We start from the raw sequence: 25257 nt of genomic DNA, 5'->3' as shown, positions 1-25257 counted from the left end.
CGAAAGGGCTGAAAAGTTTGCTTTCTCGTTACTTGGAACTTCGTTAACCTTTTGGAACCGCCGTATGCGGACCCGCATGTACGGTGGTGTGAGAGGACGGGGGTTTGCCGCCCCCTTCTACTCGATTTTAAGAGTCGCAGATCAGCGGCTCTTTTTTGTTAAAGCGAGGGACGATTAGGACGCTGTTCAAAAAAGGGTCATCCCGCACTGCGCAAAACGTATTTCAGAATGTATAGGGATAAAGCTGAAGTCGCATCCTACAGGAAAAAGGATTTTACCCAGGAGGCAACTGAAATGGATCAGGAAAAAACCAAATCCAAACAAGCCGAGGCCGAGGACCGGTTCCCAAGTACCAACTCCCTCAAAGAGACGCAAGCAGCAAAAGACGTCGAAGCATCCGAGGAACTCAACGGCAGCGATTTTCGATCCGCATTTAAAAATCCGGTGACGGGCGAAGAGCGACTTTACTAATTCCTTTTTATATCCGGACCCTTTTTCCTCAAGCAGGATTGCAAAACGTTGTAAGCAGCATACAAGAGCGTAAAAACTCCCAACTATTCAGGCGGGAGTTTTTTTTGGCGACTCCATGCTTTTTTGCTTGAATGGACTTGAACCAGAAGGGGAAGGAGCAGAAAGTTAGAAATTTCTGTCCAGCAATATCCCTGTTTGTTCTGCCATGGCTCGCGGAGGGATCGGCATTCCGTTTCTGAACCACCATTCCACACCCGAAAAGGTCTCGATTTGAAAACGCGCGAGCTGCTTACCCTCTGCATGTTAAGCGCGCTCGGCGGTGCCGAAAGTCAAGTCAAGGCGCATGTCCGGGGTAATCTGAATGTGGGCAATGACAAGGAGACGATGATTGCCGCCATCACGCATTGCTTTCCCTATATGGGATTTCCGAGAACATTAAATGCTTTGGGCTGCATAAACGAAATCATTCCGGAATAGTGGCGTTTTACTGTCGGGTCCAGGGGATTGAACACGCGCCCAAACCGTTCTGGCCGTCTAATGATAATAAAAGAGAGTAGGGACGATGATATGAAAAACGAGCATTTAAGCAACAGCACTATTTTTCCGTTAGGTGAGAAAGTGGAACAACATTTTATCGGTGACGCCTTCTTGCAGATGGTGTTTACCGATCCCGCCCCGCTCAATACGGCGATCGGAAACGTCACTTTCGCTCCAGGCGCCCGCAATAACTGGCACGCTCACCATGCCGGGCAAGTGTTGTTGGTTACCGGAGGGGAAGGGTGGTACCAGGAAGAAGGCAAACCGGCCCGACTGCTCCAAACAGGCTACGTGGTCAACATTCCGCCGAACGTAAAGCATTGGCATGGGGCCACCAAAGAGAGCTGGTTTGTACACTTGGCACTTACGCCGGGGCAAACCGATTGGTTAGAACCCGTAACAGAGGAAGAATACAATAAACTCTAATAAAAAATGTGCTCAAAATACAAAGCTGCCGAATCGACGATCGATCGGCAGCTTTGTCGCGTTTATTGGCGATTTTCAGCATAATGAATAGAAAAACCGCCAAGGTATTTTAATAAACAAATTACCTTGACAGACACAGTAATATGATTTATTATGCAGATATGAAGGTGATTGCAGGAGCGATAACAAAATCACATCCGAGCCGCTGCGCGGTCATACGGATACGATGATTTTACGGCTCTTGTCTGAAGCTGTATGCAAAGCGCTTGTTAGAGAACTTATTATAAGGAGATATGGCCCGATGAATGAGAAGTTATCCAGTTATTTGAACGGTATTTTCGCACCCTATGATGGGGTAAAAAGCGTCGCGGAATTAAAGGCAGATTTACTCGCCGATGTGCAGGAGCGGTTCCGTGAACTTAAAGCCGCAGGCAAGGACGATGAAACGGCGTTTAAGATGACGGTGGAGGGCATCGGCGACATCGAGCAAACGATCCTGGAGGTCGCCAACCTCTCCCGTTCGCTGGAACGGCAAGTGGTGACAAACCTTAGCTCGAGCAACCTGGCGAAAAGCGACTTTGCGGGCGTGACGGCTCATCAAGGTCGATTTAATGGCAGCGCGCTGCACGGCTCCGACTTTTCAGGGGCAGATTTAACCGGCAGCTCGTTTGAGAGCAGCGATGTGCGTGAAGCTAATTTCGACTTTGCCAATCTGACGGATTGCAGCCTGTTTGCCCTCGACCTGACAAATGCAAGCTTCAATAAAACGATCCTGGTACGCACCAACTTCACCGCGTCGGGCCTGGATGGAGCCAAATTCACAGACGCAAGGCTGACCGACGTCATATTATCGAAGACCGATCTTAGAAACGCGGTGTTTGAAGGATGCTTATTTGATGGCGTTGACTTTAAGCACTCCGATCTGAGCGGGCAATGTTTTGACGGACAGACGTTTATCGGCGTTAAGTTTGAAAAAGCGGCATTGACCGGAGCTTCGTTCAAGCACGCTACCTTTAAAAACGTTTCCTTTCAGCCGGGGTTTACTTTAACGAAGAAGTATTATCGCATGATCAAAACCATCTCCTTTGACGGCGCAACGATGGATAAACTGACCTATGCCGCCCTTAAAGGGATGGAAGCCGATTTGTCCAAAGTGACAGTCATATAAGGGAGGGAATAGGGATGCAAACCGTGCAGACCAAGGCGATTCAAGTCAAAGGACTACTAAAATCCTATAAGCAGCACCAAGTGCTGAAGGGCGTAGATTTCGATGTGGAAAAGGGCAGCATTTTCGCTCTCCTCGGCTCCAACGGCGCGGGCAAGACGACGACGGTAAAAATCCTTACCACGCTGGTTAAGCCTGGCGGCGGCACCGCCACCGTCAACGGATTCGATGTCGCGGCCAAGTCGGATCACGTGCGGCAATCGATCAGCCTGACCGGCCAATTTGCGGCCGTGGATGAGATTTTGACCGGACGGGAAAATCTGGTGATGATTGCCAAGTTGAGACACCTCAAAAACCCGCATCAGGTGGCGGATCACATGCTTGAACGATTCGGCCTGACAGGCGCAGCCGACCGCAAGGCGTCCACTTATTCGGGAGGGATGCGCCGCAGGCTGGACATCGCCCTAAGCCTTGTGGGCAATCCGCAGATCATTTTCCTCGATGAGCCGACGACCGGTCTTGACCCCGAGTCGCGCATCGAGGTTTGGAAGATCGTTAAGGAACTGGCCGACAGCGGCACGACCGTATTCCTGACCACGCAGTATTTGGAAGAAGCCGAGCAGCTTGCCGACCGAATCGCCATTTTGCACGAGGGCAGGATTATTGCGAACGGCACGCTTTCGGAGCTGAAAAAGCTGTTCCCGTCCGCCAAAGTGGAGTATGTCGAGAAACAGCCGTCGTTGGAGGAAATCTTCCTCGCCATCGTCGGCAAAAAGGAGGAAAGGTAATGGAAACGATAAAAAAACATTTTTTTAGCGATATGGGCGTGATGCTCGGGCGTTCCATGCGCCATATTTCCCGCAGCATGGACACGATTATTACCGTGACCATCATGCCTATTGCGTTTATGCTGCTGTTTGTCTATGTATTTGGCGGCGCGATCCAGACGGGAACGGGAAACTATGTGAATTACCTGCTGCCGGGTATTTTGTTAATTGCTATTGGAAGCGGCATATCTTACACGGCTTACCGCCTCTTTATGGATATGCAGCGGGGCATCTTTGAGCGGTTCCATTCCATGCCGATTGCGCGTTCCTCCGTACTGTGGGGGCATGTGCTGACCTCGCTGGTATCCAATGCCATATCCCTTGTCGTCATTATTCTCGTCGCGCTCCTGATGGGCTTTCGTTCGCCGGCGGGGGTGCTGCCATGGCTTGCCGTAGCCGGCATACTCATGCTGTTTACGCTGGCGTTGACTTGGGTTGCGGCGATTGCCGGACTGTCCGCCAAATCCGTCGATGGAGCAAGCGCCTTTTCCTATCCGATTATTTTCCTGCCGTTTATCAGCTCGGCGTTTGTGCCGACCGATTCGATGCCGCGCGTCGTCCGGGCCTTTGCCGAACACCAGCCGGTGACCTCGATCGTGGAAGCTATTCGTGCGCTGCTGTCTGACCAGCCGGTGGGAAATGAAATATGGGTCGCTCTGGCTTGGTGCGTCGGAATCATGCTCGTGGCCTATCTCTTTGCGATGCGAGCGTATAAGAAGCGGGGGTAAAATAGCTAAAAATGAATCGAAACGATGGAATAAAAGACCCTTGATTTTGGAAACAGGTTGTAAATGAGCAATGAGAATAGAACCGCGCCGCCATTCAAGAGACGATGCGAGCGCGGTTCCGCCATGGCTGTTGAAGACACGGTAATCCATACACTTTCTGCGCATTTGCATGGTGATAGCAACTTTCACAAGAAATAAACGTTAGTATTGTAGTAATCTAATTTACAATTAGTGGGGGATATTGGTCGTGAAACTCAAGAAGTGGAAAACTGCGATCGCCGTTTTATTGATGTCATCAGCGATTTTGCCGTTGGGCGCTCAAGAAACAGAGGCGGCATCCAAGTACGTGGAGCTCGAAGCCCAATGGGAAGACGGTCAAGCTGCTCATATCCAGACGCTTCATAAAGACGGAGTGACTTACGGAAGTTTGTTCTCGCTCGGCAGCGGATCAGGCCTGCTGTGGGGGATGGAAAATGACAATACGGCGGTACTGAAGAGGGATCAGAAACGCATTGTCGTACATATGGGGAGCAGCATTGCCGAAGTTGACGGCCGGGAAGTGGATATGGGCAGAGAACCTGTATGGTATATCAGTCACCTTTATGTACCGATTCGATTCCTGGCATCCGCTTTGGACGGGGAAGTGGCCGACAGGGACCCGAAGACGGGAAAGGTCACCGTGACGGGACTCAACAATTATACGGACACTTTTTATGGAAGCATGTTGGGATACAGCTTTAGGATTCAGGCAGCAAACGGGAATCTCGAGTTTACTGATTTGTATACGGGAAAAAAGAATTTGATTCCGCTAGGCATGAAGGACATTAACGTGAACACCCATGAACTTACCTTAAACTTCGAATCGACACCCCAGCATTTGCAGGTTTTATTCATTGAATACACGAATCGAAAGACAGGAGATTATGACCTGTATACGTTGGTATTTAAGAATCAAGGGTTGATACGAAAATCCGTTGCCCACGGGTTAAAAGAGAAGCATGATAGCTTCGAGTCGGACGGAACCATTCAACTCATCGATGACCAAAACATACGCATGATCGAAGATGGCAGCGGCCAAGTGCTTGAAGTGATCTCACGCTGAACGGCGGACGAAAAAAATACACGGAATCACAAAAAAGTCGCATTGGGTATGCGGCTTTTTTGTTCGTAACCTGTCGGAGGACGGACTCAACTCACATGATCCAAGACGATGCCCTGATTTTTTTTCTGATAAGCTTTAACAAAAAAAGCGATGAAAGTGAGAAGTTTGGCAGCGAGATAAGGTCTATAGGGTGAATGACAAGTCAGGAGGACAATCATGATGGATTCACAGCAAGAGACGGAGCTGATCCGCCGCATCATTGCTAATGACAAGCAGTTATTTTCCGTGCTCGTTGATAAGTACAAATACAACGTTTACGGAATCTTCCGGGGAATGGGGGCAAGCCATCAGGATGCGCAGGATTTGGCACAGGAAACGTTCATACGCGTGTACAAGTATTTGCCCCGGCATCAGGAAGGAAACCGTTTCAGCGCCTGGGTCTATACGATCGCCGTTAACGTCATGAAAGATCATGTGCGCAAACGACGCCCGATCCCCGCCGAAATGGATGGGCATGCCCAAGAGTCCGATCCGGCGGCCACGCCCGAACAGCACATCATCCGCAAAGAAATGCAGCGGGACATATACCGGTACCTGAACCTTCTTCCCGATACCTACCGGCTCGTTTTGCTCCTCAAATACACGAATGAACTATCGTATGAGGAGATCATGGAGATTACCGGCTTAAGCAGCATCCAGGTTCGGAATGCTCTGCATCGCGGAAAAAAACGACTGAAAAAAGAGATGGAAAAGAAAGGAGGATTGGCCCATGAAACCTTTTTCCAATAAAGATGACCAAACGATGAAAGATGCCCTGTTCTCCGATCTCCATATGGATGCCGATTTTACGCAACGGGTTTTGGATAAATTGGACAACGTCCAGATGGTGAACGACAAGGAAAAGCTGCCGAACCTGAACGCTTATGCTTCGGCGAAAAGAAGATGGAGAAAACTAAAATGGATGGGGGGAGCGGCGGCGGCAGTCATCGTGTTCGGGTCGGCTTTGACTTTATGGCAGCAGCCGGAACTAAGAGACAAAGTTTCAGGCGTGTTCAAAACATACAAGCCGAAACCGACGATTCCGGAAGAAACGGTACCGCCCGGCATGAAAGACTGGTTTTGGTACAACGATTACGAACGATCGAGACCCCTTGGATTGTTGGTAAAACCGGAAGTCAAAGCCGAGGATCAAGGTTATGCCATTCAAATTGAGCATGTCCTTATCGACCGCTCGCGAATCGTCATTTCCGCCCGCCAGACCGCGCCGGATGGAAGCGTGCTGCAGTCTCCTTTGCGGGAAACGGACGATTTCCGAATCACGGACCTGGAAGGCAACGAAGTAGCAAAACGCGTGCCCGTCACCCTAAACTCCTATCCGGGAATCGAAGAATACGCCTATGTCTTTACGGGACCCGTGCCTGATGTGGTAATGGTGACGAGCGAAATCGGCGAAATTGAACGGTTCACGGCGACCATGCCCGACAGAAAACCGGTGAAGGTCAATTGGCATTTTCAATTCAAGCTCGATACGCGGAAGGCCAAACAGCTCTCTGCCGAAAAGCAAATTGACAAGCATTACACGTCCCCGGACGGGTTGGAGCTTGATTTCAAAAAAATCATCCGGACACCAAGCGGAATACGGTTGGATTATGCGGCATCCCTTGGCGAAAAACTAAAAAGACAGTCGAGCGATGCCAGTGCGGAACACTTGAAGATCTTCTATCACTTGGAGACGGTTGACGGGGAAGGGAAAAGGGGGCGTTACGATTTTGGCAAGCCGGGGGTCTTCGAGCCTTTGATTCAATCCGAGCGAGCCGATGCCCATAACGAGGGAACCAAGGAGTTTATAAACATCATCCATCCTCTTGCCATGCCGCCCGAAAGCAAAAATATACGTTTCGTATTGGATGGCTTTTATATGCCGGTCCACGTGAAGGAATCCATCAGCATGAAGCCCGCCGAGCTGTCTGCAAAACCGGCTGTATTTCATGGATCGGGCGATGAGTTGGCGTTTTCCGCGTATAAACTTGGATCATACGACTCCAAAGGGGGACAAGTGTTGATTCTGACGGCAAACGGAACCTACGTGAATCAGGAGATGAATGAAAAATGGATCGCCATCGACGAAAAGGGGCGCGAATACCCGGTTTTCGTCGGCCATGGTTCGGCACCGGACGGGGATAAAAAAATCATCCATGATTCCGAGTTTCGGATCGATGGAATGGATCATGTGCCTTCCAGGCTGACGCTTACGCGCACCGTGGTTAACCGCGTGTTCAAGGATGTCGACTGGAGTGTGGACTTGTGGGACGATACGCAGCTTCCCTGGGAAAATATGCCGGGGAAATGAACACGATAAAGTGGAGGCGGATAGATCTGCGGATCATGACACGAAAGAGATATGCTATTTTGCTAATATGTATTTAGGCCGATGTCCTGCCGGTAGTCCGGCAGGATTTTTCTTACGGGAAGCACCGGCCGTATTGCGTTGAAAGCATCGGGATTTTATATGGCTTCCATGTGGTTGATTAAAACACGCTGCGCACTAATCCGCCATCGATTCGCAACGCGGAACCATTGATTGCAGAAGAAAGCGGGCTGCTTAAAAAGGCGACAAGATGTGCAATTTCTTCCGGTCGAATAAGCCTTTGGATAATGGAGGTCGGCCGGTTTTCTTTCATAAATCGCTTTTCGGCTTCGTCCATGGTCATATTCTCGTTAGGATAAAGGCTGTTTAACATGGTTTCGACGCCTTCCGTTAAAGTGGAACCAGGCATCACCGTATTTACGGTCACGTTCGTTCCTTGGGTCAATTCGGCTAAGCTGCGGGAGAGCGAGAGCTGCATCGTCTTGGTCGCGCTATAGTGAGCCATTTCCAGAGAGGGCATAATCGCCGCCTCGCTGGCGATAAAGATGACTCTGCCTTCCTTGTTATGAATCATTTGCTTCAGGTACCGGCGAGTCAGCCTGACACCGCTCATGATGTTGACTTCAAACAGTTTGAACCAATCTTCATCAGGAATATCAAAATATTCTACAGGCTCAAAAATGCCCAAGTTGTTAATAAGAATGTCTACTTCCGGGTATTTTCCGATAACCTCTTCGCATCCCTGCTCCGTTCCTAGATCGGCGACAGCGGATTGAAGGACGGCTTCAGGATACCGTTCTTGAATTTCTTTTATGGTCTGATTCACCTTTTCCTCGCGACGTCCGTTAATGAGCACGGTGGCGCCTTCAGCCGCCAACGACATGGCGATGGCTTTTCCGATTCCTGACGTAGACCCGGTAACCAGTGCCGTTTTTCCTTTCAGTTCCAAATCCATGCATATCCCTCCTGGATGTTATGTTTTTAGAAGCCGAGATTTGTGCTGGCAGTAGCTTTACCAACCGCAAACCGAATCATACTCCAAAATGTGGTTAATAACCGTTAAATTTATTATGAGATCTAGGGATAATTATGAAAAGTAGGCACTTTGAAGTGCCGTAGACACCTAAAGGTTCTATTGGGCAAGACAAACAAACCTCGAACGGGCGTGTGAATGCAGGCAGTCAACATTCCGATCCAGGAGCCTATGAATTTTGAAGCAAAACTTGGCTCTGGTACAGACAGCCCGTGGCGGCGGTACCTTGAACGCTGACAAGCCACGACTCGAAGGAGCGGCTAAGTCCCGGAAGGACATAAGCGCCTAACGTCTTACCGATGATGAGCATCATGGGGCCGATTGCAAAAATGAGGAAGGGGCAGCTCGATTGGGAACATCGTTCGCTTTAACATGCAGACTTTTCCGTGCTGGAAAAGCAAGGCATTCCTTTTCTTTCTTCGATCAAATGTTTATGACAAATTTCATATGATGAATTAGCGCTGAGAGCCTGTTTGTTCCATAATGACGCTAAAGCATGTATTGCTTTAGTCAGAGTGTCGAGAAAGTCCAACGGACTTTTCGACACTCTATTTTTTATATGGGGAATCATATCTTTTAAAATAAAAATCGATTTAAAGCGCTCTGAGAACCCTACTTCAGTGACCGACGAGGCAATTTTAAACCCCCTGCAAAAAAACAGGGGGTTTCTCGACAGCCTGGCTAAAGCATGTATTGCTTTAGTGTTTTTTTATTTACTATGCGAGGTAGACGACCGATTCGGACATTTTTGTTTTTAATCAAATGCTTTAAAATGTTTATCATAGCAACATGTAAAATCAACAAAATTAATTTCGTGATTAATAAAATTGATTTCTTATATTTACAAATGGTATTTACTGGTTTATAATTCAAAAAAAGAAAGGAGTAGCGTATGAAATATCCCATCATCACACAGTGTCCCGTATGCGACCATCCGCTGCACGCCGTCAAGCTGGAATGCGGGCATTGCCGGACGACAATCGAGAACAAGTTCGAATTGTCGAAGCTGGCTCTACTCTCGCCCGAACAGCTCCATTTTGTCATCACTTTTCTAGTGAACAGGGGCAACATCAAGGAAGTGGAGAAAGAGCTCGGCATATCTTACCCGACGGTCCGCGGCAAGCTTAATGATGTCATTGCGGCCCTCGGATACGATACGCGGAAGAAGCCGGAAGTCGATGAGAAGAAGGTCATTTCCATGCTGGAAAATGGCGAAATTACCGCCGATGAAGCCGTCAAAATGTTGAAGGACGAATAAGCCTATCGCGCCCAAAAAACGTTCAGGAGGAAAAAACGATGAAAGAAGAAATCAGCAAAGTGCTGTCCATGATGCAGGAAGGCAAAATTGATTCAGACAAGGCTTCAGAGTTGATTAGCGCGCTAAAAGAAAAGCAAATGCCCCTTACTTCGCCAAGCATGCAGGTGCTTGGGAAAGCCGACTATGCAACGCAACCGTCGTCCTCATCCGGCGCTTATTTAGACAAAACGTTAAAAATACGGGTAACAACCCAAGATAACGATAATGTCAGCATCAATTTGCCGATTAAACTGCTGAAGGCTTTTCTTGGAGCGGGGCACAGCATCGCTTCCAATATTCCGCAGGCCGCGAAATATGTGAAGGATATCGATATCCATCTCTTGATCGATGCCATCGAGAACGAGCTCGACGGGCAAATCGTGGACGTCCGTTCCGGTGAAAAGGATACCGTCTCCATAGTAATTGAGTGATGAGTCATGATGATTGTGAAGGTGAAGAGCAAAGAGGGCTCTCTTACGATTCCAGTCCCATATACCGTGCTGCGCATGGGGAGCGGCATCCTGACCTCCAATTTTGTCCAGCGCAAAATGAAGGGATGGCTGAACAAAAACGGCGGGCATTCGGGTGCGCACCCAAGTCAAAAGGAAGATTTTGATCCGGACGGCAGCCGGTTCGGGATCGAGCTGCTGCTGTCGATTCTCGAAGACCGAAACACGAAGGAAGCAATCAGGCAGCTCGTCCAGGAGCTGCAACGTTGCAAAGGAACGGTCCTGGTTGATGTTCAAGCGAAGGACGGCACGAAAGTATTTATTAAATTGTAGTGACCGTATAAGCCATGCGAGGGAACATCGGCGCATGGCTCTCATGTCCATATAGATTCATCACCTTGAAAACGAATGGCCTGGCCGTTGGATGCTATGCCAATCGGTTACATCGCATTGGCCATATTCGTTATCGCCTACAGCCACCACCGTGCCGTCCGTTTTCAGGCCGACGGTGTGGCGACGACCCGCCGCCAGGGGAGCTTTAGGCCACCGTTTCACTGTTAACGCGGTTTCTTTCGGTGAACGATTATCCATGTTTAACCTCCTAGAAAAGAAGACTTGGTTTATATCATTTCATGCCTCATCTTTATCATGAAAGATGGATCCTTAAAGCAGGACGCACCCCATAACCGCCGATACTGTTATTCCCATAACTGCGAATACTGCCGCCTGTTCCTACAAAACACGCACGCGTCGGCTTGTTGCCTTGCGTTCGCAGCCACCACCACGAGCAGCCGAGTTCTTCGCCGTCTTTCATGATATAGTTATCTTTGTTTGTTTTATCATACACATATAAGCTGCATCCGTCGGGCTTTTTCGTCTTGGCAAAACCGGTTCCGACGGCGCGCAGCAAACCCTTGCCGTGAATTTCGGTTAAAACTTTGACCTCGTCAACGCTTAGCAAAAAGACTTTGTCCCCGGTATCCGGGCAGCCTTCTCCGTTACCCGCGCAATAAGTCGTCTTGATGAGCCGCTTTTCGGCCGCATGGAACGCCGCATCATAGAATTCATGATTCAACCACTCGCGCAAATCGCAGTCATGCCACGTCGTTTCCGTGCAATCCCGCCACTTCAATTCCGTGCTTTGGCCGTGGTACCTCTTGCAGTCCAAAATCGATTCGCTCAAAACAAACAGCTCGTTTCCTGAATTTTGAAGTACGCGCCATACAATCTCCTGTTCTATACCGTCTGCGGTCTGTGGATACTTGCCGAACGTAATGAATTCGCCGGGCTTTGTGTTCCCGCAGGTTAAGGCCAAAAGATCCTTTTCCATAAGTTCCCTCCTTGATTTTTCTATCCGACTCCGATCATACAACATTCATGCAAGATTTCGGTTTATATGCCAATCGTCCTTGTGGGGAGGGAGGGGATTCCTTATAATATTGTTGCTGTACTTTAGGGTTTGACTTTAAGGAAGGTGCAGCCGATGGACCAAAACTTTACGCCGAAACAAATGGCCACGAGACTTCATGTCAGCACCACCACATTGAGAAGATATGAAACACTCGGCTTGGTGCCCGACGTCCCACGGACGGCCGGCAATCGGAGATGCTATACGCCGTGCCATGTTCAGGCATTTACAGCTTTGCGTGCCTTAAAAAAGGGGTTCGGCATTCCCGTCAGCTACGACGTCATGGGGTTGTTAAAAAAGGGACGCGTCGAACAGGCTTTGTGGAAAATCAACTTACAACAGCACAACATCCAAGCCGAGAAACAACGATTGGAAGAGATCATGAGCCTGGTTCAAAAAACCGACTTCTCCAAGTACAGGAATGTGCAGGTCACGGAAGAGATGAAAATCGGGGAGGTCGCCGCGATCGCAGGCGTCAACCCATCCGCGATCCGGCATTGGGAGAAGGAAGGGCTTATCCGCTCTATGCGGAATCCGGAGAACGGTTATAGGGCCTTTACGTCCCGAGAGTTAAAAAAGATTATTGTGCTAAGCAGTTTAAGAAAAACCGTTTATTTTATCGAAAGCATGAAGCAATTGCTTGAAGCTCTAGAGACGCACGATCTCGCCGCAATTGAACGCTCCTTCAAAATGGCTTTGCAACGGCTGGATGACCAATTGAAAAATCAAATGAACGGCATATCCGAAATGATGAAATATATCGACGTTTTGCAAAGAAGAGACGAAAATTGAATACTTATAAAAGGGCCGCATTTGCTCTCTGAAGCTGCGACAAGTTTGCGGAGGATTTTCCGAGGATGGCCCGGGGCATTTGTTATTAAATTGCTTTGAGAGCTTGCAGGTCACTTTCGTTTACAGTACCATTGGATAATAATGACATTGACATCCGCGGGTTTTTCCAAAATAATAGAATGTAATTGAATACTGGTACCTTTAAATCAGTCCAGAGAGGCTGGCAAGGGCAGCGGATGTTTATAATCACGCGTGAATCGGTGCATGTTCCGTCAGGGGGATGCTCTGTGTCTTCGCGCGGGTTATGATGTAAAAAAAGAGGCTACTTTGTCAGTTTGAAACTTGACGAGTAGCCTCTTTTTTCTGCTTTTTTGGTATCAGGAAACTTGAAGCTGGAGGTATTCTGATGAGCAAACAAGATCAAGAGTTTTCGTGGCAAGAGGTACCGAAAACGCAGAGAAACAATTTTTTGAAGACATTTTCCGTCATGCTGGCGTTCACGTTCTTCTCGGCAAGCATGTTGGCAGGAGGGACGCTGGGAGTCAGCTTGACGTTCATGGAGTTCATCGGAATTGTGCTTGCGGGAAATTTGGTTCTCGGCATCTATACGGGAGCGCTGGCACATATCGCCGCCAAAACGGGCCTCTCAACGCATCTGCTGGCAAAATATTCGTTCGGTGAGAAAGGGTCGTACCTTCCTTCGTTCCTGCTTGGCTTCACGCAGGTCGGATGGTTCGGCGTCGGCGTGGCCATGTTCGCGGTTCCGGTCGCGAGGGCGATGGATTGGAACGTATACCTGCTGATCTTCTTGTTTGGTCTCGCCATGACGGCGTCCGCCATCTTCGGCATGAAGTCGCTCGTCATTTTGGGCTATATTGCGGTTCCGGCCATTGCCATTCTCGGCGGGTATTCGATGTTCGAGGGAGCAAATTCACTGGGCGGCCTGCAAGGCTTGCTCGATTACACGCCGTCGCAGTCGCTGACGGTTGCGGCAGCGTTGACCATTTGTATCGGGTCATTTATTAGCGGCGGAACGCTGACGCCCGATTTCGCCCGGTTTTCCCGGACGTCCCGGCAGGCGGTGATCGCGACGGTCATCTCGTTTTTCCTGGGGAACTCGCTCATGTTCCTGTTCGGTGCGGTGGGCGCAATGGCTTATAACCTGGCGGATATCTCGGAGGTCATGTTCCTGCAAGGTTTGATCGTTCCGGCGATCATCGTTCTGGGGCTGAATATCTGGACGACCAACGATAATGCCCTGTATGCTTCCGGGCTGGGCTTCGCCAACATCACGAAAATTTCGAAAAAGTTTTTCGTCGTTGTGAACGGCATCGTAGGTACCGTATTTGCCATGTGGATGTACAACAATTTCGTCGGGTTTCTGAATGTGCTGGGCGCAGCGATCCCGTCGATCGGGGCGATCATCGTCGCCGACTACTTCGTTGTGAAGCGGAGAAACTATAAACCTTTTGCCGATATGGCTTTTAAGAAGGTAAACTGGATAGCGATGGCCGCTTGGGCCATCGGCGTAGCTTTCGCCCAGCTGGCTCCGGGAGTAACGCCATTGAACGCACTGATCGGCACGGCGGTGGTTTACATCGTGTTGATGCTGATCGTTCCTGCCAAAGAATCAAAAGAAAAGGGGAATTCAAATGATTATACAGAACGCAAAATTGCGGGGTAAAGAAGGCTTATGGAATATCGTCGTGAAGGACGGGAAGTTTGAACGAATCACGCAATCGCTGGAACCAACGGCGGACGATGAAATCATGGACGTTCACGGATCGCTTGTACTGCCGCCGTTCATTGAACCTCATATTCATCTGGATACTACGCTGACGGCCGGCGAGCCGGAATGGAATTTGAGCGGAACGCTCTTCGAAGGCATCCAGCGCTGGTCGGAACGCAAGGCGTTCCTGACGCACGAAGACGTCAAAACGCGCTCCAAAACGGCTCTGAAGTGGCAGATCGCGCAGGGCATCCAGCATGTGCGGACGCATGTGGACGTCACCGATCCAAGCTTGACCGCAGTGAAGGCGATGCTTGAAGTCAAAGAAGAGATGGCGCCATACATCGATATCCAGCTCGTCGCTTTTCCGCAGGAAGGCATTCACTCCTACCCGAACGGCGCGGAACTGCTGGAAGAATCGCTGAAAATGGGCGTTGACGTGGTCGGAGGCATACCGCACTTCGAATTCACGAGGGAGTATGGCGTGGATTCGATGAAGGTCGCGTTTGATCTCGCTGAAAAATACGACCGTCTCATCGACATCCATTGCGACGAAATCGACGACGAGCAATCCCGTTTCGTGGAAGTCGTCGCCAAAGAAGCCTACGAACGCGGGCTGGGCTCCCGGACGACCGCAAGCCACACGACGGCGATGGGATCCTACAATGATGCTTATACGTACAAATTGTTCAGATTGCTGAAGATGGCGGACCTGAATTTCGTCTCCAATCCTTTGGTTAACATCCACCTGCAGGGCCGCTTCGACACCTATCCGAAAAGAAGAGGGCTGACGCGCGTCAAAGAGCTTCAGGAAGCCGGGCTCAACGTGTGCTTCGGGCACGATGACATCTTTGATCCATGGTATCCGCTAGGCACGGGCAACATGCTCCAGGTGCTGCACATGGGCATCCATGCTTCGCAGCTGCTCGGTTACGATCAAATCGTGAATTCGATCGACCTTATTACGAAAAATAGCGCAAGAACGTTGCATATCGAGGATGCGTACGGCATTGAAGAAGGCAAGCCGGCCAACTTCATCGTTCTCGAAGCAGAAAACGAATATGAAGCCGTACGCAAACAGGCGGCAGTGCTTTATTCGTTCAGAGGCGGCCGCAAAATCGCGGAAACGAAGCCGCGGGACACGTCGATCGTGCTTGAGGGCGGTCCGGAGAAAATCACTTTCAATAAATAACCGAATGAAGCGCGGGTTGCATCAAGCAGAGCCTTCGCATTAAACCAACATCCCCTCATGGCTGACAGGGTAACAAGGATCGCGTGAACGCGAAATCCTCCTGTCACGCATGAGGGGATTTTTAGTGCGTTAAAAAACGGATAAATACATTCGTTTCGGATGAGAAGCATACGGGTTGAATGGCCGCATCACTGCGGCCTTTTTTGCGTCCTAAACGGGACGGGTCTTGCCGAAACCGAAGCAGGCGGCGTGCGCGCTCATTCACGCAGAGCAGGGCGTTTTTTGAAAATCGCAGGCGGCGTCTTGCTAGGCATTTGGTCCCGATATGACAGCTCATGTCAGATGCTGCCGTTTAATACAGAGAAATTTTGGGTAACTCATTCGCAGTGGTGTTAATTATTGTATCCACAATATTCATAATCGGAGGGATCATGTTGCCAGGACTGAAACTGAGAAAAAACAGCAAGCCGGCCCGGTCAAAACAACTGGATGAATCCCGGCGGAAATTTTTGAAAGCCTCGGGCATGACGCTGGGCGGTTTGGTCGTCGGCGGCGTGTTCGGGGGCGTCTTGACGGACAGTCTGGAGAAAAATCATGCCCCCGCGCCCGCGCCGGCCAGCAACAAGCCGGAAGCTTCGCTGCAGGATGCGCTGATGTTTTTTAATCAGGAGCAGTTTAAAATGACCGAAGCGGCCGTGGAACGGATTTATCCCGAAGATGAGAACGGTCCCGGTGCCAAGGCGCTGGGCGTGGCCTTTTTTATTGATCATCAGCTTGCAGGCCCTTGGGGTTATAACGCGAGGGACTATATGATGGGTCCTTTCGTCCAAGCCCAGGCAACGCAGGGAGAACAGTCGCGCCTGAAGCGCAACGAAATGTTCACGCTGGGGCTGGAAGGGCTGAAAAGCTACTGCCGGCAAAAGCATCAAAAGGATTTTACGGAGCTTGAGGCCCAGCAGCAGGATGAAGTGCTGGCCGCCATGGAGAAAGGAGACCATTTCCCCATGCGCGGGGTAACGAGCAGCAGTTTCTTCAACATGCTGAGGAATTTGACGATCGAAGGGGTCTACGCGGATCCGCTCTATGGCGGCAACCGGAATATGAACGGATGGAAGATGCGCAATTTTCCGGGCAACCAAATGAGCTATGCTCAGCAGATTACGAAGGAAGGGCTGGTCAAGATCCAGCCGAAAAGCCTGCAGGCTCACATGAGCGAATAAATTTCACGGATATAAGGGGACATCAGACGTGGCCAAATTACCTAAAGTACCTGTGGTTATTGTTGGAATGGGCTGGGTCGGCGGCATTATTGCGGCCGAGCTGACCAAAGCGGGCATCCAGGTCGTCGGACTGGAGCGCGGTAAGAGCCGGAGCACGGAGGATTATTTCATGGATCATGACGAGCTCCGGTATGCGCGGCGTTTTGAATTGATGCAGGATCTGTCCAAGGAAACGATCACGTTCCGCAATTCGGAATCCATGAGGGCGCTGCCGATGCGCAGCTACGGCTCCTTTCTGCTGGGGGACGGGCTCGGCGGTGCCGGGACGCACTGGAATGGGCAGACGCACCGCTTTCTTCCATATGATTTTGAGATCTACAGCAAGACGGTGGAGCGGTATGGAAAAGGCAAAATTCCCGAGGGCATGCAGCTGCAGGACTGGGGAATCACGTATGACGAAATCGAACCGTATTACGACAAGTTTGAGCAGATGGCCGGCATTTCCGGGGAATCGGAAGCCAATCCGATGCTTGGCAAACGGTCCAATCCGTTTCCGACCCCGCCGATGAAGAAAACGCCGATTTTGCAAAGGTTCGAAGAGGCGTCGAAGAAGCTCGGATACCATCCGTATATGATCCCTTCGGCCAACCTGAGCGAGAACTATAAAAATCCCGACGGCATCTCCCGGGCAGCCTGCCAGTACTGCGGTTATTGCGAGCGGTTCGGGTGCGAATACGGCGCCAAGGCCGACCCTGTCGTGACCGTCATCCCGACGGCGATGGCCACCGGCAAGCTGGAAGTGCGCACGTTTTCGAACGTGACGGAAATTCTTCATGACGGCAAAAAAGCGACCGGCGTGGTGTACATCAACACGGTGACCGGGGAAGAGGTGACCCAGCCGGCGGACGTGGTCATTCTCGGCAGCTTCGTGCTGAACAACGTGCGATTGCTGCTGAACTCCAAGCTCGGGACGCCCTACGACCGAAAGACCGGACGGGGAACGATCGGCCGGAATTACGCATATCAGGTCAACTCCGGGCATGCAGTCGGCTTTTACGATGACGAAGAGTTCAGCACGTTCATGGGAGCCGGAGCGCTCGGCATGGAGTTCGACGACTTCAACGGGGACAATTTCGATCACTCCGATTTGAAGTTTTTGCACGGGGCAGGCATCCGGATCAGCCAAAACGGCCTGCGTCCGATCGAGAACAATCCGGCGCCGCAAGGCACGCCGACCTGGGGCAAGAAGTGGAAGGAAACCACGCTGAAATATGCCAACCGGGTGCTGACCGTCGCGACGCAGGGGGCCAGCCTCCCTTGGAAGCACCATTACCTGGATCTCGATCCGACCTATAAAGACATTTACGGCAAACCGCTGCTGCGGATTACGTTTGACTTTGAGGACCAGGACCGGGAGCTGACGAAATTTGTGGCCGGCAAGGCGGGTGAGGTCATGAAGGAGATGGGTCCTTCCCATATGGAGATCAAGGATAAGTTGGACCCGTATAATATCGTCCCTTACCAATCTACCCACAACACAGGCGGCGTTATTATGGGTTCGGACCCTGACACGTCCGCCGTGAACAGCTATTTGCAGATGTGGGAAGCGGAAAACGTGTTCGTCGTGGGTGCTTCGGCATTCCCGCACAACAGCGGATACAATCCGACCGATACCGTCGGCGCGCTCGCCTACAGGGCGGCAGAAGGGATCCAGAAATATTTGAAACAGGGAGGCATGCTTGTCTGAACGGCTCAGTGCCTCATGCTTCCGATCGTCTTACGAATTGATATAACGTCCTTGGAAAGGAGGGATGGACCATGCTTTCAACGATCGGAATACCGGGGCTGTTGCTGTTGCTGCTGCTCGCCCTCTTGCTGTTCGGGCCGTCCAAGCTGCCGCAGCTTGGCAGGGCGGTGGGAACGACGCTTCACGAATTCCGCAGTTCCGCCCGGCAGCTGACGGAAGAGGAGGATGAGAAGCAGGAAGCGGGGCGCACCCGGCAAGAGCTTTAGAATGATTTGTATGCATCGACAAAGGCAACTTAATGATTTCATCTGGAGGGATGTAACATGAAAAAATGGATGCTGATGGGACTTACGTTAATGCTTGTTCTGGTACTAAGCGCCTGCGGAAGCAGCGGAAAAGGAGGCGGCTCGTCGGACGGGTCCTCGTCTTCGGGCGGATCGGACGGCGTGAAAGAAATCAAGGTGACGGCGTCAAACTTTAAGTTCGAGCCTTCGGAGATCAAAGTCAAAAAAGGCGAGAAAGTCAAAATTACGCTGGAGAACAAAGATGGAAACCACGGCCTGGCCATTCCGGATTTCAACGTGGACCTGCAGCAGCCGGGCTCGGCCGAATTTACCGCCGATCAGGCCGGGGAGCATGAATTCCACTGCTCCGTCATGTGCGGAGCCGGACACAGCGACATGAAGGGAACCCTGATTGTTGAATAAGCATGCTTAAACGCTTAAAAGCCGCATTGTTGCGGCTTTTTTGTATGGTCTATACCAATTTGTATTTTCCGATGCAACGGGAGAACGCAAAAACGGCAATGATCACGGGATGAGATGCGTTGTACCGATGAAACGCGGCTACTCGAATTTCGAAGGAGGCACGTTGTAATATTTCTTGAAAGCTTTCGAAAATGTGAACGGATCAGGAAAGCCGAGGAAACCTGCAATTTGTTGGATCGTGTATTTTTTTTCGTAGAGATAGTCTCTTGCCCGATTCATTTTGATTTGGGAAATATACTGCCCCGGCGTGATGCCCACGTTTTTCTTGAAATAGGAGATAAAATACTTTTCGGAAACGCCGGCAATCGCCGCGAGTTCGTTCATCCGTATGGAACGGTGCAAGTTCGCATCCACGTATTGGAATACATCCTGCAGCACATCCAAGCTTCCTTCGGTTTTTCTCGGTTTCCTGCCGTTGAGAAACGCACCGGTGTAAGCGCCTTGCCCGTGAAGCTCGACGATCTTCGCGATGACGGCGAGGAGGCAAGCCTTTAAATAGAGTCGGTTCCCCGGGATGCCGCTGCCCTGTTTCAACCGACGATAAGCTTTGGTGAACAACGCCGCTTCTTCCCGGATCAGCTCGCCCGGCACGATACCCGGGAGTGGAAACTCGCCCAGAATTCGCTTTTGTTCTCCGATGCCGAACTCGAAATGAATGTAAATGAACCGGCATACGTCTTCGGTCGTCGATGCGATATAGGGCATATCGGGATAAAAAAACACCACGTCTCCCGGGACCGCCGTATGTTCGCACTTGTCGATCGTCACCTTCACGGAACCCGATTGAATGAACCAGAGGTCGTAATCGGGATGGGACTTGTGTTCGATCCAGTGCTTATCGTGACTCTGCTCCAAATAGGAGCTCATGCGGAGAGTAATATACTCCGAGAGATCGTTGATTATACTCATGTTCATCATGTTTTCATTCATAGGAATCTCCGTATCACCTCTACCGTATGACATTCGTCATTTTTAACTAGTATATCAAAGAACATATAGGATGTGCTTGATCGTACTATATGACATGTATTCAAAACTACCGCACATTCCGCTTCCCAGCCGTTCTCCTATAATGGATTTATATCCTATAAGGAGGGGTTTTTTCGTGAACGTTTCGAACATACAGCAGCCGAAGGTTGTCGTCATCGGAGCAGGCAGTCTATTTTTCGGTCGTCAGTCGATTTGGCAGATGGTCCACTCCCCATACCTGAATCAAGGGACGCTTGCTTTGGTGGATACGGACGAAGAAAGGTTATCGAAAATGGTAAGGCTTGCGGAAATGGTAGCCCGGGAAAACAACGTATCTTTGAAGGTGGAGGGCTCGACGGACCGGAGACAGGTGCTTTCCGGGGCCGACTTCGTCGTTCTCAGCTTTGCGGAGCAATCGGTGAAATATCGGGGCATCGATTGCCAGGTGTCTTTAAAATACGGCATCCGCATGTGCTCCGGTGATACGATCGGACCGGGCGGTATTTTTCGGGCGATGCGGGAATTGCCGGTCATTATGGAATGCGCCAAAGACATTGAAGAGCTGTGCCCCGGCGCTTGGGTTATCAACTATATCAATCCGTCTACCGTCCATGGTATCGCGTTGCACCGTTATGCGCCGAACTTGAAATCGTTCGCATTATGCGACAGCCACCATATGCCGCATAAGAAGGCCCATTACGCAATACGAGCCGGAATTATCGCGGACATAAGCGAGTTCACCGAAGAGATTAATCGGAAGTTCGATTTCCGTGTTGCCGGCGTCAATCATTTCACGTGGCTGCTGAAAGCAGAATACGAAGGGAAAAATGTCATGCCCGCGATCGCGGAGGCCATGCGTAAGGCAGCCGGCGAGGAGAACAACGGCGGGGACCGCGGCGCGAAAGCGCTCCATAACGACGCCATCACGTATGAACTTTACGATATATTCGGGTGTATTCCTACCTGCACGGCCCACACGAAGGAATACGTTCGTTATTGGCAAGGTTTGGGCAAGACGCCGGACGCCATCCCGCCTTTATCGATTTGGGAGACGGAGGACCGGTATCAACGTCACGATGAGATGTGGCGGCAGGTGGACGACTTCCTCTTGGGGAACCTTCCGATCGCCGATTACATGAGTACCTTCGGCCCGGATCATGCGACGGACATTATCGAAAATATGGTGGGAAACCTGGGGAAACGATTCTTCATCAACACGCTTAACCGCGGCGCGGTGACGAATATGAGCGACGACTCGTTCCTGGAACTGCTGTGCGACGTGAGCATGGACGGGGCGAAGCCGGTTCACGTAGGCGAGATGCCGCGGGGAATTCGAGGCATGCAGGAGCTTGTGCTCGATACGCATGAGCTTACGGCGGAGGCGGTCGTGGAGCAGAGCTACGAGAAGCTGAGGAGAGCGATGTTGACGGATCCGCTCGTAAATTCCATCAGCGACGCGGACAAGATCATCAAAGAATTGCTGGCGATGGAACGCGAGATGATCCCGGACGCTTGGTACATGGATTGACTAAACTGGATTTGTTGGAACAGGCGCTCAACCGCCGAATCGGCGGTGAGCGTTTTTTTATTTTTCGAGTCTAATAAGAAAGTTGTTGTGGGATTACTCGGATTTGCTCCAATGCTTCCGCGGGAGTTGTGGAATGGTGGCTAATAAATTTTTGAAAGTAGGGGCCTAATTACCTTTCAGTACAGAGTACATGTTTCCATCAGGATCAATAAATCCAAAGTAACGGCCAATGTACTCATCGCGAAGGGGCGTAACCGGAACGCCTTTTGAACGAAGGAAGCGATAGAACTCATCAATTTGATGAGTCTCGAATCCGATGATAGGAACAGCCCTCTCATCCATGCTTAGCTTCCCCATAGACGACCTGAAATCAGGCGCGGTGAGAATCAAATCCGGACCTCGCCCCAAGCTAAGTACACCTATTTGATCATTCTTAGATCGAACTTCAAAGCCGAGAAATGAATGGTACCATGCAAGCGAATACTCCAGATTTGCCACAGCGATATCGTGGAAACGTATTTGATTCAGGTAGCCGGCCATCACGAATCACCCCCTTTGTCCCGAAGCGCTGACAGCTTTCTCCGGTTGCCGCCGCTGTCCCGCTTTCATTAGGAAGATCAGCAGGAATGCATAAATGACGGACAAGATAAGAACAAATACCAGTGCAACGGTAAAGGCGTGTGCGTAGCGGGCATGAGTACCGGGCAAATCGGAAATATTCAAAGCCCGATAGAAAAAGATTCCGACAAAACATACGCCTAGCGCGGTGCTGAGCTGGGTTGCCGTCGTCAACACCCCGGAAGCCGCCCCGATGTTTGCCTGACGGACCTTGGACAGAATGGTGCCGATCAGCGGCGCCGCGCAGGCGCCTTGCCCTACGCCAATGACGAACAAGCTCGGCCAAAGCGCCATCCAAACCAGATGGCCGCCGTCATGATGGACAATTTCCAATGTGTAACCGATGCCGCCGACAGTAATTATGGCTCCAACTAATAGAACGGCCGGTCCGAACTTGCTCACGAGCTTTGGGGATGCCAGTGAAGCGAGGAAGAAGCCGATTCCAAGCGGCAAATAGGTTAACCCTGAAGTCAAAGCAGAGTAGCCGAAGCCCTGCTGCAGCATCACGGCCAACGTGAAGAAAAGTGCCGAAGCGATCGCATAAAAGACGAGAATGAGCGATGTGCCAAGGCTAAAGGAACGATCGCGGAAAAGCGAAGGAGCGAGAAGCGGCGATTTTCCGTTTTCAAGTATTTTGCGCTCATATATAATAAACAGTGTCAAACCTACCGGGAAGCAGGCGAGCAGGATAAACGACCATACGGGCCAACCCGCCTCACGGCCTTGAACAAGAGGAAATGCAAGCGCCAGCAGGCTTATCGTTAATAGGAGCGCTCCGGCCAGATCAAGACGTCTGGCTGCAGGATTGCGTGATTCTTGGAGCAGCGGGATTCCGGCCAATAACGCAGCCACACCGATCGGGACATTCACGAGAAACACGGATCGCCATCCCAATTCGAACAGATTTTGGCTGATTAGATAACCCCCGAGCAGTTGCCCGGATACGGTGGCGATACCGATGGTCGCACCGTACAAACCAATGGCTTTCGCTTTTTCATTCTCGGGAAAACTCACTTGTATCATGGCGAGCACCTGCGGCATCATGGCCGCCGCCGTTACGCCTTGAAGTACGCGAAACAGGATCAGAAACGGCGCCGAGGGAGCAACGCCGCATAGCGCCGAAGCGACAACGAATCCTAACATCCCCGTAAGAAACAGACGTTTACGCCCAAACATATCGCCGAGACGGCTCCCGGTAATCAGCAGAACGGCATAGGCCAAGGTATATCCCGCTAGAATAAACTGAATGTCCGAGGCGCTCGCCCTTAAATCGGATTGGATGGAGGGAATCGCAACATTGACGATAAAAGAATCAAGCAAAGCCATAAATGTCGCTGCCAACACCACCGCCAATGCCCACCACCTGCGAGGATCGATGAGCTCCCTATTTGTCTTGGTCATTTCAATCACCCTTCTCAACAAGTTATATCCCTATCCTAGATGAAAAGTTTTTTTTCGTAAGCATACCGTTTATACGATTATAAAAAATAATACCCGGATCGAATGAACGGATAATATCATATCTTAAGCTCAATCCAGATGACCGGAGGTAACGATTGTGGAAGATGATTTGAAACGCCGCAAGGAATTAGGAGCTTTTTTGAAATCGCGCCGAACGCGCATATCCCCGTCCAAGCTTGGTATTCAAAGCGCGCCGCATCGGCGGGCGAAAGGGCTTCGCCGCGAAGAAGTGGCGGACATCGCCGGTGTGAGCAACATTTGGTATACGTGGCTGGAACAAGGGCGGGACGTCCGGCCTTCCGCGCAGGTTCTGGACAGAGCCTCCTGGCCCAATTTCGGACCAGCTACGGTCAGCACATTGGCGATCCTTCGTTTGAAGAGTTGGTTGACTTGCTGAAGAACACGAGCGAAAAATTCAAGCAATGGTGGGAACACCATGAAGTGTTAGGTATCCCGCTTGGGCTTAAAAGGTTCAATCACCCAAGGCTCGGTGAACTTATGTTCGAGCATCAGTCGCTTACGGTTGCGGATTGCCCAGACTTAAAGATGACGGTATATATCCCGGTTCAGGCGGCTAAGTGAGGTTGTTCACAAGCATCAAAATTCATGAACCAGGAAAGTGTATGAAGCATGTGGAATGAAGAGTGAAGCGAATTGAAATATACGAATGCAAAAAAATATTACCCGAAAAACTTATTACAGAAATCCAACAGTAGGTGCAGGGAGAGACCATTTACATTCCTAAACAGAAGAAGGAATATAAACATTGGGGAAGCTTGAGTGGCGGAAGACAGTGGTTAGATCGCCGAAATGCCGCTATTAGTCACGCTTTTAAGAATAATAGCAGTGTTGGGCAGCTTGCTAAAGACTATTTTCTCTCCATTGAAACCATTAAGAAAATTGTTTATTCGGAAAATAAAAGTAGCGAACGACACTGATGAAGGCTTCTTCGTCAGTGTTTTTTAGCGTTAGAAAGTATCTTCCTTGAATGACGTCGATAGATATTGTTTTATGTCGAATACAATTCTAAGCTATTGTTGCCGAAAGGCCGCATGCCGTCAAATGTTGCTTTGCTTTTTCGATCTGTTTTTCGGATATATCCAGAGCCCATAGTCAGATGCATTGCGTTCCCCCTGATATTGCAAGGAATGACCGGTGCCACAGCCGATCTCCAGCATCCTATTTCCCGAGACATCGCGCCCTCCCAAATGTAAAAAATATGAGCCTAAACGAGTCTATGGACAAATCTACCCAAATTATTCATAGAACAGTCTATTTAATCCCTCGGATATGAACGACCTATCGTGTGTCAATGAAGCATGATATCAGTAAATTCACCTCTTCGGAGCACGCTGCCCCGTCCGGACTGCCGGAATAATTGATACATCCAAACGGATTAGTGGCTGAAAGGGGAATCTTAAAT

The 25257-nt window shown here is 50.4% G+C and carries 28 protein-coding genes and 2 pseudogenes; 23 read left to right on the top strand and 7 right to left on the bottom strand.

Annotated elements, in window-relative coordinates:
- Window positions 1-294: 294 nt before the first annotated feature.
- The 9 genes from KI367_RS22615 to KI367_RS22575 all read left to right on the top strand — a co-directional run bounded on the left by KI367_RS22615 (window position 295) and on the right by KI367_RS22575 (window position 7606).
- Entirely contained in the window at window positions 295-471 is a 177-nt protein-coding gene (locus KI367_RS22615) for a hypothetical protein (protein WP_212952250.1), read from the top strand.
- Window positions 472-666: 195 nt separating this feature from the next.
- The gene (locus tag KI367_RS27665) at window positions 667-948 is read left to right on the top strand and encodes a carboxymuconolactone decarboxylase family protein (RefSeq protein ID WP_373316252.1); all 282 of its coding nucleotides are present in this window, start codon (window positions 667-669) and stop codon (window positions 946-948) included.
- A 90-nt stretch (window positions 949-1038) separates the two neighbouring features.
- Complete coding sequence (locus KI367_RS22605) at window positions 1039-1434, top strand: cupin domain-containing protein (RefSeq protein ID WP_212952249.1); 396 nt, start codon at window positions 1039-1041, stop codon at window positions 1432-1434.
- A gap of 301 nt (window positions 1435-1735) precedes the next feature.
- Entirely contained in the window at window positions 1736-2602 is an 867-nt protein-coding gene (locus tag KI367_RS22600) for a pentapeptide repeat-containing protein (protein WP_212952248.1), read from the top strand.
- A 14-nt stretch (window positions 2603-2616) separates the two neighbouring features.
- Window positions 2617-3387, top strand: a complete 771-nt coding sequence (locus KI367_RS22595) for an ABC transporter ATP-binding protein (protein ID WP_212952247.1) — start codon at window positions 2617-2619, stop codon at window positions 3385-3387.
- Window positions 3387-4154: an ABC transporter permease gene (locus tag KI367_RS22590; RefSeq protein WP_212952246.1), complete on the top strand. Its 768-nt coding sequence runs from the start codon at window positions 3387-3389 to the stop codon at window positions 4152-4154. Before KI367_RS22595 ends, KI367_RS22590 begins: the two co-directional genes overlap by 1 nt.
- 247 nt (window positions 4155-4401) lie before the next feature.
- Entirely contained in the window at window positions 4402-5256 is an 855-nt protein-coding gene (locus KI367_RS22585; RefSeq protein ID WP_212952245.1) for a stalk domain-containing protein, read from the top strand.
- Between the two features lie 216 nt (window positions 5257-5472).
- Complete coding sequence (locus tag KI367_RS22580; protein ID WP_212952244.1) at window positions 5473-6045, top strand: RNA polymerase sigma factor; 573 nt, start codon at window positions 5473-5475, stop codon at window positions 6043-6045.
- Window positions 6026-7606: a DUF4179 domain-containing protein gene (locus tag KI367_RS22575; RefSeq protein ID WP_212952243.1), complete on the top strand. Its 1581-nt coding sequence runs from the start codon at window positions 6026-6028 to the stop codon at window positions 7604-7606. The genes KI367_RS22580 and KI367_RS22575 overlap by 20 nt, the downstream gene beginning before the upstream one ends.
- A gap of 178 nt (window positions 7607-7784) precedes the next feature.
- On the opposite strand, the gene KI367_RS22570 is transcribed toward KI367_RS22575, so the two are convergent.
- Window positions 7785-8579: an SDR family NAD(P)-dependent oxidoreductase gene (locus KI367_RS22570; RefSeq protein WP_212952242.1), complete on the bottom strand. Its 795-nt coding sequence runs from the start codon at window positions 8577-8579 to the stop codon at window positions 7785-7787.
- A gap of 970 nt (window positions 8580-9549) precedes the next feature.
- Between KI367_RS22570 and KI367_RS22565 the strand changes: the two genes are divergently transcribed.
- The 3 genes from KI367_RS22565 to KI367_RS22555 are packed head-to-tail and all read left to right on the top strand — an operon-like array spanning window position 9550 to window position 10736.
- A complete protein-coding gene (locus KI367_RS22565; protein ID WP_212952241.1) occupies window positions 9550-9915 on the top strand; it encodes a DUF2089 domain-containing protein in 366 nt (121 codons plus the stop codon).
- Window positions 9916-9953: 38 nt separating this feature from the next.
- Entirely contained in the window at window positions 9954-10385 is a 432-nt protein-coding gene (locus tag KI367_RS22560; RefSeq protein ID WP_212952240.1) for an SHOCT-like domain-containing protein, read from the top strand.
- Window positions 10386-10391: 6 nt separating this feature from the next.
- Complete coding sequence (locus tag KI367_RS22555) at window positions 10392-10736, top strand: hypothetical protein (protein WP_212952239.1); 345 nt, start codon at window positions 10392-10394, stop codon at window positions 10734-10736.
- 60 nt (window positions 10737-10796) lie between these two features.
- Here the strand turns inward: KI367_RS22555 and KI367_RS22550 are convergent, their stop codons facing one another.
- A complete protein-coding gene (locus tag KI367_RS22550; RefSeq protein WP_212952238.1) occupies window positions 10797-10994 on the bottom strand; it encodes an RCC1-like domain-containing protein in 198 nt (65 codons plus the stop codon).
- A gap of 55 nt (window positions 10995-11049) precedes the next feature.
- The gene (locus KI367_RS22545) at window positions 11050-11733 is read right to left on the bottom strand and encodes a DUF6273 domain-containing protein (protein WP_212952237.1); all 684 of its coding nucleotides are present in this window, start codon (window positions 11731-11733) and stop codon (window positions 11050-11052) included.
- A gap of 153 nt (window positions 11734-11886) precedes the next feature.
- Between KI367_RS22545 and KI367_RS22540 the strand changes: the two genes are divergently transcribed.
- The 7 genes from KI367_RS22540 (at window position 11887) to KI367_RS22510 (ending at window position 19198) form a co-directional block, all read left to right on the top strand.
- Window positions 11887-12603 carry a MerR family DNA-binding transcriptional regulator gene (locus tag KI367_RS22540; protein WP_212952236.1) on the top strand — a complete coding sequence of 239 codons (717 nt, stop codon included), beginning with the start codon at window positions 11887-11889 and terminating at the stop codon, window positions 12601-12603.
- A 406-nt stretch (window positions 12604-13009) separates the two neighbouring features.
- Window positions 13010-14287: a cytosine permease gene (gene codB, locus KI367_RS22535; protein WP_212952235.1), complete on the top strand. Its 1278-nt coding sequence runs from the start codon at window positions 13010-13012 to the stop codon at window positions 14285-14287.
- Entirely contained in the window at window positions 14256-15524 is a 1269-nt protein-coding gene (locus tag KI367_RS22530) for a cytosine deaminase (RefSeq protein WP_212952234.1), read from the top strand. The genes codB and KI367_RS22530 overlap by 32 nt, the downstream gene beginning before the upstream one ends.
- A 434-nt stretch (window positions 15525-15958) precedes the next feature.
- Window positions 15959-16744, top strand: a complete 786-nt coding sequence (locus KI367_RS22525; protein ID WP_246537200.1) for a gluconate 2-dehydrogenase subunit 3 family protein — start codon at window positions 15959-15961, stop codon at window positions 16742-16744.
- Window positions 16745-16811: 67 nt separating this feature from the next.
- Window positions 16812-18491, top strand: a complete 1680-nt coding sequence (locus KI367_RS22520; RefSeq protein WP_212952252.1) for a GMC family oxidoreductase — start codon at window positions 16812-16814, stop codon at window positions 18489-18491.
- Between the two features lie 71 nt (window positions 18492-18562).
- A complete protein-coding gene (gene tatA / locus KI367_RS22515; protein WP_212952232.1) occupies window positions 18563-18757 on the top strand; it encodes a twin-arginine translocase TatA/TatE family subunit in 195 nt (64 codons plus the stop codon).
- Between the two features lie 57 nt (window positions 18758-18814).
- Window positions 18815-19198, top strand: a complete 384-nt coding sequence (locus KI367_RS22510) for a cupredoxin domain-containing protein (protein WP_212952231.1) — start codon at window positions 18815-18817, stop codon at window positions 19196-19198.
- Window positions 19199-19336: 138 nt separating this feature from the next.
- On the opposite strand, the gene KI367_RS22505 is transcribed toward KI367_RS22510, so the two are convergent.
- Window positions 19337-20188: an AraC family transcriptional regulator gene (locus tag KI367_RS22505; protein ID WP_212952230.1), complete on the bottom strand. Its 852-nt coding sequence runs from the start codon at window positions 20186-20188 to the stop codon at window positions 19337-19339.
- Between the two features lie 175 nt (window positions 20189-20363).
- On the opposite strand from KI367_RS22505, the gene KI367_RS22500 reads away from it, so the two are divergent.
- Entirely contained in the window at window positions 20364-21755 is a 1392-nt protein-coding gene (locus KI367_RS22500) for a family 4 glycosyl hydrolase (protein WP_246537199.1), read from the top strand.
- Window positions 21756-21920: 165 nt separating this feature from the next.
- Here KI367_RS22500 and KI367_RS22495 read toward each other — a convergent pair whose 3' ends face one another.
- Window positions 21921-22295, bottom strand: coding sequence for a VOC family protein (locus KI367_RS22495; protein WP_212952228.1), 375 nt, complete (start codon window positions 22293-22295; stop codon window positions 21921-21923).
- Between the two features lie 6 nt (window positions 22296-22301).
- Window positions 22302-23720: an MFS transporter gene (locus KI367_RS22490; protein WP_246537202.1), complete on the bottom strand. Its 1419-nt coding sequence runs from the start codon at window positions 23718-23720 to the stop codon at window positions 22302-22304.
- 211 nt (window positions 23721-23931) lie between these two features.
- Between KI367_RS22490 and KI367_RS27320 the strand changes: the two genes are divergently transcribed.
- The 3 genes and pseudogenes from KI367_RS27320 (at window position 23932) to KI367_RS22480 (ending at window position 24772) form a co-directional block, all read left to right on the top strand.
- Window positions 23932-24231 (top strand): helix-turn-helix domain-containing protein, encoded by a 300-nt coding sequence (locus KI367_RS27320; RefSeq protein ID WP_246537198.1) that lies wholly within the window; start codon window positions 23932-23934, stop codon window positions 24229-24231.
- Entirely contained in the window at window positions 24159-24416 is a 258-nt protein-coding gene (locus tag KI367_RS27315; RefSeq protein WP_246537201.1) for an MmyB family transcriptional regulator, read from the top strand. Before KI367_RS27320 ends, KI367_RS27315 begins: the two co-directional genes overlap by 73 nt.
- A gap of 71 nt (window positions 24417-24487) precedes the next feature.
- Window positions 24488-24772: pseudogene (locus KI367_RS22480) on the top strand (CD3324 family protein).
- Window positions 24773-24866: 94 nt separating this feature from the next.
- On the opposite strand, the pseudogene KI367_RS27310 reads toward KI367_RS22480, so the two are convergent.
- A pseudogene (locus KI367_RS27310) lies at window positions 24867-25030 on the bottom strand (class I SAM-dependent methyltransferase); the annotation flags it as partial.
- Window positions 25031-25257 lie beyond the last annotated feature (227 nt).

The organism is Paenibacillus cookii, from assembly GCF_018333375.1.
GTDB classification, from domain to species: Bacteria; Bacillota; Bacilli; order Paenibacillales; family Paenibacillaceae; genus Paenibacillus_AQ; species Paenibacillus_AQ cookii.
Note: the sequence above shows the minus strand (reverse complement) of the source record. Positions and strands in the feature narration are given on the sequence as shown.

Bases quoted from the DNA above. Each gene is read 5' to 3' on its own strand.
- KI367_RS22615 (WP_212952250.1), top strand. From the start codon at position 295: ATGGATCAGGAAAAAACCAAATCCAAACAAGCCGAGGCCGAGGACCGG.
- KI367_RS22605 (WP_212952249.1), top strand. From the start codon at position 1,039: ATGAAAAACGAGCATTTAAGCAACAGCACTATTTTTCCGTTAGGTGAG.
- KI367_RS22600 (WP_212952248.1), top strand. From the start codon at position 1,736: ATGAATGAGAAGTTATCCAGTTATTTGAACGGTATTTTCGCACCCTAT.
- KI367_RS22595 (WP_212952247.1), top strand. From the start codon at position 2,617: ATGCAAACCGTGCAGACCAAGGCGATTCAAGTCAAAGGACTACTAAAA.
- KI367_RS22590 (WP_212952246.1), top strand. From the start codon at position 3,387: ATGGAAACGATAAAAAAACATTTTTTTAGCGATATGGGCGTGATGCTC.
- KI367_RS22580 (WP_212952244.1), top strand. From the start codon at position 5,473: ATGATGGATTCACAGCAAGAGACGGAGCTGATCCGCCGCATCATTGCT.
- KI367_RS22575 (WP_212952243.1), top strand. From the start codon at position 6,026: ATGAAACCTTTTTCCAATAAAGATGACCAAACGATGAAAGATGCCCTG.
- KI367_RS22570 (WP_212952242.1), bottom strand. From the start codon at position 8,579: ATGGATTTGGAACTGAAAGGAAAAACGGCACTGGTTACCGGGTCTACG.
- KI367_RS22565 (WP_212952241.1), top strand. From the start codon at position 9,550: ATGAAATATCCCATCATCACACAGTGTCCCGTATGCGACCATCCGCTG.
- KI367_RS22560 (WP_212952240.1), top strand. From the start codon at position 9,954: ATGAAAGAAGAAATCAGCAAAGTGCTGTCCATGATGCAGGAAGGCAAA.
- KI367_RS22555 (WP_212952239.1), top strand. From the start codon at position 10,392: ATGATGATTGTGAAGGTGAAGAGCAAAGAGGGCTCTCTTACGATTCCA.
- KI367_RS22550 (WP_212952238.1), bottom strand. From the start codon at position 10,994: ATGGATAATCGTTCACCGAAAGAAACCGCGTTAACAGTGAAACGGTGG.
- KI367_RS22545 (WP_212952237.1), bottom strand. From the start codon at position 11,733: ATGGAAAAGGATCTTTTGGCCTTAACCTGCGGGAACACAAAGCCCGGC.
- KI367_RS22540 (WP_212952236.1), top strand. From the start codon at position 11,887: ATGGACCAAAACTTTACGCCGAAACAAATGGCCACGAGACTTCATGTC.
- codB (WP_212952235.1), top strand. From the start codon at position 13,010: ATGAGCAAACAAGATCAAGAGTTTTCGTGGCAAGAGGTACCGAAAACG.
- KI367_RS22530 (WP_212952234.1), top strand. From the start codon at position 14,256: ATGATTATACAGAACGCAAAATTGCGGGGTAAAGAAGGCTTATGGAAT.
- KI367_RS22520 (WP_212952252.1), top strand. From the start codon at position 16,812: ATGGGCTGGGTCGGCGGCATTATTGCGGCCGAGCTGACCAAAGCGGGC.
- tatA (WP_212952232.1), top strand. From the start codon at position 18,563: ATGCTTTCAACGATCGGAATACCGGGGCTGTTGCTGTTGCTGCTGCTC.
- KI367_RS22510 (WP_212952231.1), top strand. From the start codon at position 18,815: ATGAAAAAATGGATGCTGATGGGACTTACGTTAATGCTTGTTCTGGTA.
- KI367_RS22505 (WP_212952230.1), bottom strand. From the start codon at position 20,188: ATGAATGAAAACATGATGAACATGAGTATAATCAACGATCTCTCGGAG.
- KI367_RS22495 (WP_212952228.1), bottom strand. From the start codon at position 22,295: ATGGCCGGCTACCTGAATCAAATACGTTTCCACGATATCGCTGTGGCA.